The organism is Rhodococcus sp. O3 (assembly GCF_048897285.1).
Taxonomy (GTDB): Bacteria; Actinomycetota; Actinomycetes; order Mycobacteriales; family Mycobacteriaceae; genus Rhodococcus.
The window spans coordinates 1-7,127 of sequence record NZ_JBMBTE010000181.1 but is presented as its reverse complement, the minus strand read 5'-3'; the positions used below and the strand labels follow the sequence as shown (position 1 = coordinate 7,127).

The 7,127-nt window shown below is 64.9% G+C and carries 5 protein-coding genes and 1 pseudogene; 4 read left to right on the top strand and 2 right to left on the bottom strand.

Annotation, left to right across the window (positions count from 1 at the left end; translation table 11 throughout):
* Both ACN675_RS26720 and rffA read left to right on the top strand, forming a co-directional pair.
* A pseudogene (locus ACN675_RS26720) lies at positions 1 to 664 on the top strand (glycosyltransferase); the annotation flags it as partial.
* Positions 661 to 1,800 (top strand): dTDP-4-amino-4,6-dideoxygalactose transaminase, encoded by a 1,140-nt coding sequence (gene rffA, locus ACN675_RS26715; RefSeq protein WP_420753695.1) that lies wholly within the window; start codon positions 661 to 663, stop codon positions 1,798 to 1,800. The pseudogene ACN675_RS26720 and the gene rffA, both read left to right, overlap by 4 nt.
* A 38-nt stretch (positions 1,801 to 1,838) precedes the next feature.
* On the opposite strand, the gene ACN675_RS26710 is transcribed toward rffA, so the two are convergent.
* Both ACN675_RS26710 and ACN675_RS26705 read right to left on the bottom strand, forming a co-directional pair.
* A complete protein-coding gene (locus ACN675_RS26710; protein WP_420753694.1) occupies positions 1,839 to 2,597 on the bottom strand; it encodes a hypothetical protein in 759 nt (252 codons plus the stop codon).
* Complete coding sequence (locus ACN675_RS26705) at positions 2,594 to 4,636, bottom strand: bifunctional lysylphosphatidylglycerol flippase/synthetase MprF (protein WP_420753693.1); 2,043 nt, start codon at positions 4,634 to 4,636, stop codon at positions 2,594 to 2,596. Before ACN675_RS26705 ends, ACN675_RS26710 begins: the two co-directional genes overlap by 4 nt.
* A 468-nt stretch (positions 4,637 to 5,104) precedes the next feature.
* Between ACN675_RS26705 and ACN675_RS26700 the strand changes: the two genes are divergently transcribed.
* Both ACN675_RS26700 and ACN675_RS26695 read left to right on the top strand, forming a co-directional pair.
* On the top strand, positions 5,105 to 5,587 hold the full coding sequence (locus ACN675_RS26700) for an RDD family protein (protein ID WP_420753692.1): 483 nt from the start codon (positions 5,105 to 5,107) through the stop codon (positions 5,585 to 5,587).
* A gap of 319 nt (positions 5,588 to 5,906) precedes the next feature.
* Positions 5,907 to 6,881, top strand: coding sequence for a LysR family transcriptional regulator (locus tag ACN675_RS26695; RefSeq protein ID WP_420753691.1), 975 nt, complete (start codon positions 5,907 to 5,909; stop codon positions 6,879 to 6,881).
* The last annotated feature ends 246 nt before the right edge of the window (positions 6,882 to 7,127 follow it).

Genomic DNA, 7,127 nt, shown 5'->3' with positions numbered 1-7,127 from the left:
CTCCAGACCGAGCAACACACGCCCGCACAGCGCGCTGCGCAACCTCACTTCACGCGGCGCGAAACTGGTCCTGGCCACAGTTTTCTCGTTTCCTGCATCCACCCGGTTCGAGAGCTTCCGGCTGATCCGCGGTGACATCGGACGCAGCCTGGCCGGTGTCGCCGCGAACGGCACCTACCTGGACGTGGCGCTGTCCTGGGTGGTCGGTACCACGGCCTCCGTCCCGGTCGTGCTGAGGCAGGAATACCGCGAACAGTCCGGCTACAACTACCGTAGGCTGCTGTCTCTGTTCTGGAAGATGTTCCTGTGCAGTGGAACCCGCGGTCTCCGCTTGGTCAGCGCCGTCGGCTTCGCGCTCGCGCTCGCCGGAGCCGCACTGGCGACGGTCATCATCTGGCAGACGCTGTTCACCGACGATGACAGTCCTGAAGGGTGGGCGTCGACCATCGTCGCGCTGCTGTTGTGCTCGGGCGTGACGCTGATCTCCCTCGGTCTCATCGCCGAGTACCTGGGCGTGGGGCTGCACATCCTCGCCGGCCGACCGCTCTACCTCACCGTCGACTCGCCGACACCTCGTCTCGACGAGAACCGACGCCGCCTCAGCTCGGCACCGCCCGAGAACGCACCGCCTACAGGCACCGAAACACCGCGGAGCCCGCAATGACGACCGGCCGAATTTCATTCAGCCGCCCCTACCCAGCCCTCCGCGAGATGAAGAACCTGCGCGCAGCGCTGGATTCGGGCCACCTCCACGGCGACGGCCCGTTCACCAAGGCGGCGACGACCAAGCTCCGGCACATAACCTCGGCACCCCACGTGCTGCTGACGACATCGTGCACCCACGCACTCGAACTGAGCTGCATACTGCTCGACCTCGGCCCCGGCGACGAAGTGATCGTCCCGAGCTTCGCCTTCACCTCGGCCGCGACCGCCGTGACGCTGCGCGGAGCAACGTGTGTCTTCGTCGACATAGACCCGGACACCGGCAACGTGGATCCGTCGGCGGTCGCCGACGCGATCACCCACCGAACCCGGGCAGTCATCGTGATGCACTACGGAGGAGTGGCGGCGGACATGGCCCCGCTGCTGTATCTCGCGGACGTTCACGGGTTCCACCTGATCGAGGACAACGCCCACGGGCTCGGGGGAGCCTGGCAGGACCGCCCGCTGGGCACCATCGGCACCTTCGGCACTCAGAGCTTCCACGACACCAAGAACATCCATTGCGGCGAGGGCGGAGCCCTGCTGCTCAGCGACGACATCCTCGCCGAACGCGCCGAGATCATTCGCGAGAAGGGCACCGACCGTGCACGATTCCTCAGGGGTCTCGTCGACAAGTACTCGTGGTGGGACCACGGTTCGAGCTACCTGCCCAGCGAACTGAACGCAGCAGTCCTCGACGCACAGCTCGACGAGTTCGCGACGATCCAGGCCGAGCGTCATCGTGTGTGGAGTGCCTATGCGTCCGCGTTTTCCGACTGGGCGGACCGGCGCGGCGTCCGTCGCATGACTGTTCCGCCCGACCGTGAGCACACCGCGCACCTGTACTACCTGCGGATGCCGGACGAAGCCCGGCGAGACGCGCTCATCACCGACCTCGCTGAACAGGGGATCGTTGCGCCGTTCCACTACGTTCCGCTCGACACGAGTCCCGCCGGCCTGAAGTACGGTCGTACCCCGGAGCCGTGCAGTCGCAGCGCCGAGTTCGCGTCGACCCTCATTCGGCTGCCGCTGTGGCCGACGCTCACCGACGACCAGATAGGCCGCGTCGTTGACGCCGTCACCGGTCACAGCTGGTAGTGCGCAGAACCGGGCGAGCGCGAGCGCAACCGCTCCCCTCACAGTGTGAGGTCGTGCCGCCCGGCGATCGCTTCCTGCAGACGAATCTTGCTGCGCGACACGGGTGCACGATAGCGGCGCTCTCTGCCGAGTGCGACCCGCAGCTTCGTCGGCTGCTGGGCGTAACGCCACCGCGCCCAGGGTGAACGTGGTCGCGCAATCCGCACGGCGCCGACAACGATGAGGAGGGGGAAGAACAACCCGATCAGTCCGGTCCAGATCTTCCCCTTGGCCAGGGTGACGATCGCCAGCGCGTATTGGAGCACCAGGATGATCACGCTCACCACTTCCATTGCCCGTGAGTCCCGGTCGATCGCTTCACCGTCCATCCCGATGGGATGAATCCCGAGAGCGAACAGGACGGTGATGGCGAATGCCACGAAGACCGCATCGACGCTGGCGCGTCCCTCCTCGCTCCAGTACACGTCCCTCAGGTGCAGCACCAACGCGAATTCGTCGAGTACGAGTGCCGAGCCGATTCCGAAAAGCGACGCGAACACGCAATTGGCTACAGGGGTGTGATAGCTGGCGATCCCTACGAACCCGAATCCCGAGGCCAGCATCAGGACCAGACCGAACACCACGTGATGGATGTGTATGCCTCCTGGGGTGACGTTTCCGGGCCACCAGGGGACCTCAGCGCGGATGAGCCGGGTGCTGGTGCGGATGAACACGAACGCGAGCCCGAAGGCGATCATCATGCAGAACAGCGGCAGACGACCGGTGTCGGCGATTGTCGAAGTGAACCACTCGCTCATTCGCGCGCGCTCTGCACCAGTGCCATCATCTGGCGAGGTGTGGCATCAGGCAGGAAGGCTCGCGACAGCGCGACACCGATCCGGGGCAGGTCCGCTTCGTCGCGGTAGCACAAGAACACCGGCTCGTAGCGCGGGTTGAACTTCGCTTTGAACCGATGCAGGGACCGGAAACCGTAGAAGGGTTCGAGAGTCTGCCCCAGGAGGTCGAGACCACGGTCGATTCCCCGGATCTCGGCGGACTGGTCCGCGCGGGCCAACGGTGCACCGGAGAGCGAGATGAACTCCGCGCCCTCATCTTTGAATGCCAGAGCCGACCGAGCGATCAGGAACTCGATCATGTTGTTGGTGTCAGGGCCGTTGCGTTTACGCATGACATCGAGGGTCCATCCGCGGATCTCGCCGTCACCTCGGTAGACGGGGAGCCATGACAGCACCGCCTGAACAGTCTCCGACGTGTCCACGGCCAGGGCCACGCGTACATCGTCGTCGAGAGCTTCCTCGACGGTGCCGAGAGTGAATCCCATCTCAGGCAATTCCTTCTCGCCCACCCATTGCTCAGAGATCTCCCGGACCTGACCGAGGATCCCGTCCGATTGTTCGGACAGCCGCCCGAGCACGCATTCGGTACCGTTCTTCTCTGCCTTGTTCAGTGCCGAACGCACCTTCTGCCACTTCTTTCCGGCCAGGGTGAGGTTCGGAAGGTCGATGATGGTGTCTTCGGCGATCTGCAGTGTCCGCCACCCCGTCCCCTCGGCGACCCGAGCGGTGTCCTCCGACACCGAGAACAGGCATGGCATCGCAGCCTGCGACTCGGCGAATCGCAGGAAGGCCGCGATCAGGTTCGGACGTTCCCCGTCCGCCGCGATGGGCCCGGCCAGGGCGACGAGGGCACCCGCGTGACGCCGATATCCGATCACGCCGTCGATGTCGGCCGTGGAGAAGTGGTGCATGTCGTTCCAGGTGATCATCCACGACATCGTGTTGCCGCCGTGCCTGCGGATGAGATTCCGCACGTCGTCTACGGCCACGTCCTCGGTTCCCGAGGCGCGTCTCCAGGGCACGGTGAACGCGCTGCGCCCGGCGATCAGCAGGAACGCCTCACCCGCCCAGAGCAACCCGGTTCCAGCGGTGACCGCGCCCCCGCTGTCGAATCCGGTCGCAATGACCAGGATCAGCACCAACAGCGTGGCAGTGGCGGACAGAAGTGCGTAGCCGAGGACGATCCACCAGACCCCTCGGCGTCCCCGGCGCAGCTGGTCCGCCAGCAGACCGGCAATCAAGACGTTGACCAGCGTCGACCAGAGTGACGCTTCGTGGGCGGCGGTCGGGCCGAAGGGTCCGTCGCCGGGGAAGAAGTAGACAATCACGTGAACCGCGGCGATCACCCACAGGCCGACGGACGCGACCAGGCGTGCTTCTCGGCGCGTCCTCGGCCGAAGCCCGCGTTCACCACGTGAGAGCCACCGTTCACCGACGACGAGGAAAGCTGTGAACGCAACCAGGTGCGTCGCGTCGGCGAAACTCCCCAGGAACAGGAATGACACGATGACGTAGCCGTAGAGCAGTGCCCTCGTGCGCAGACGCCACGGCGAGGGCACCGTAGCGGTAGTCGCGGCGAGAACGGCCACGACGGCGGTCGTGCATCCGACATCACGCACGTCGGCGAGCGACTCCGCCCACGCCCAGCCGATTGTGTCCGCCAGCATGATCAGCCCGCATGCGCCCACAACACCGACCACTTGGCCGGCGACCGCGACGATTGCAGTGGCGCGGGTGCCGAGACGCCACTCCCCGATGCCGAACCCGGCAGCGGCCAGCACCACCAGCGACACGTACTGGATCGGCGTGAGACCGAACCAGGAACCCGCGAAGACCGGCCACAGATTTCCCTGTCGCAGCTCGGGCACACCGTAGGCGATCGTATCGAACCACGCTGTGCCTCGAACCGACTTCCACAGTCCGCCCGAGACGACTCCGGTCACGACCAAGGCCACGCACACCGTCACCGTCAGTGGCACCCGACGCAGAACTGCCGTCACCCGCCCTGCCATCCAGCTCGAGGTGTCCGACTCGCCAAGCGTGTCAACAGCTGATCCTGGTGAGGCTGTGGGCTTCTCGCTCGCCACCCGAGGGCCCTCGGCAGGCATTGTCACGGATGTCCTCGATTCGCAGGCGATGGTAGCAACGGCAACGAGCAATTCCCAAAGCTGCACATTATTCCGTTTCGCTACCACTCCAGAAACAAAAAATTCCGATACTTCGACAACCAACACTTACCTTTGGCGGCCTGCGGCGGCAGGACCAGGGCTGATAGCTCCGCACCCCCGCGGTTACCGACAAGTAACGCCGAATCCCAAGGGGTGGAACCGCATCGCCGCACATCGCGCGCGTGGCCGATGAGTTAGCGTTCCGTCTGTTACAGGAATACGCGCTGTCCAACAACGCGCCAGTTACGCGGTCCGGCGATCGCACGGCCGATCTCCGGACAGACATGCGGGAGGAAGACAATGGTGACACCTGGATCCGAGTCGCAGGAGTGGGCGTCGAGCGAGGAGGCGCCAACCGTGCCGGTTCGGCCGGCGGGGCTCGGCGTCCGATTTGCCGCACGAATCCTCGATTCGGTGATCGTCGCCATCGTCATGTTCTGCGTCCTGTCCATTCTCGGTCTGCGCGACGACGTCTTCGTCCTCATCGGCCTCACTGCGGCCGTAACGTATGGGTACTTCGTTCTCTGCGAGTCGACCTGGGGCGCAACGCTCGGTAAGCGACTGCTGGGGTTGAGAGTGACGGGCCCGGCCACCGCGCGGCCGTCGGTCGGCCAGTCGGCAACCAGGAACGCGTTCCTGGTGGTCAGCGCCATTCCATTCCTTGGCGGGGTCGTCGACCTCGCCCTCCGTATCGCCATAGCGGTGACGATCGCCAAGAGCTCATCGAAACAGGGCCTCCACGATCGCTGGGCAGGCGGCACCCAGGTCCAACACACGTCGTAACTCCTCGTCCACACGAAGCTACCGCCGGTTCTCAGGATCCATTCACGGGCAGGTCGTGCACCACAGGGCGATCCTTCGAGAGCACCACAGGTCCACCTCCCCACTACGGAGTTACGAGATGACTCACGCCGCCGACCGCCTTCGCCGAGTATGCGGCTCCGGGCACTACGCCCAGGATCGGCAGGGGATTCGGGCACGGATCACGCCCCTGCTCGACACAGAGGCGCGTGTCAGATCGTTCAGGGATGTCTGCGGCCGAGACCTCCCGCACCCCGTCGATGACCGGGCTTCCGAGTCGGCACACTGAGGAACGACGACGTTGCACGAATACCTTTCCAGCACAACGCGAACCGAGCTTTACGACCTTCGGCGTGTTCGCCAGTTCCTCGCCGTCGCGGACCACCTCAACATGACCCATGCCGCCCAGGAGTTGCAGCTGACGCAGCAGGCTGTGAGCGGAACAATACGTTCGCTCGAGCGTGATCTCGGCGTCCAACTTCTGCACCGCATCGGACGCAGACTCACGTTGACACCTGCTGGAGAGGTTCTCCGTGACGGCGCCATGCCGCTGCTTCACGCGGCCGAGGCCTTGACCCGAGCCGCCCGCACCGTGGCCGATGACCGCGAGACCCGCGTCGTCGTCGGCTATCTGTCGACGATCACACCCGACGAGGTATACGCACTGACCGAGCCGATCCGCAGTGGCACCTCGCCCGTCACCGTCGTCGGGCGGCAACTCTCTTCGGACGAGGTCGAGGCGTCGCTGCGGACCGGGCACACCGATCTTGTGCTCAGGCACGGCGCCGACGATTCACCTCATTTCGCTCATGCGGTGATCGGCTATTCGCCGCTGCGAGTTGCGTTCACTGCTGACCACCGACTCGCTGGTCGACCGGCGATCTCGGTCGCCGATCTGGCTGAGGACTACCTCGTGCTTCCCGACTTCCCAGGGGACCAGGCGCATCTCGACTTTCTGATCGGCGTCTGTCGCACCGCGGGCTTTGAACCCAGGACCGTCCACAGCTCCGTCCGCGGACTCGCCCCAACCGCCTCGGTGAACGACCTTGACCAGTACGCACTCGTCACCGCAGCACCCGGGCCGATGCACGGTGACCGAATCGTGGTGGCCGAACTCGAAGGACGTCCGATGGCTCCGGTGCAAGCGCTCTGGCTCCGCCACACCGATTCTCCTGCCCGCCAAGCCCTCCTGGCGCACCATTGCCGTGATCCGTCGAATCGCAGCAATTCGCATCAGACCACGACCAGTGTCAATCACAGAAAAACAGCTCCGTAGACCTACAATCGAGAGGATTTCGAGTTCCATGAAGAGACGCCTGGCAGCACTGATCACCGCATCTGCGATGCCGTTCCTGATCGCCGCATGCGGCGACGACGACTCCGGAACTTCACCAACGACAACGACAACGACAACGACAACGCATTCCAGCACGCCGCACGCAACAACCACCGCTCACTCCAGCACCACAACGGCCGCCCCTGGGAGCGGCAGCGGCACAGCAGGCAACAGCGATGCAATTCC

Excerpts from the sequence above, each read along its gene's own strand:
- rffA (WP_420753695.1), top strand. The coding sequence starts at position 661 with ATGACGACCGGCCGAATTTCATTCAGCCGCCCCTACCCAGCCCTCCGC.
- ACN675_RS26700 (WP_420753692.1), top strand. The coding sequence starts at position 5,105 with ATGGTGACACCTGGATCCGAGTCGCAGGAGTGGGCGTCGAGCGAGGAG.
- ACN675_RS26710 (WP_420753694.1), bottom strand. The coding sequence starts at position 2,597 with ATGAGCGAGTGGTTCACTTCGACAATCGCCGACACCGGTCGTCTGCCG.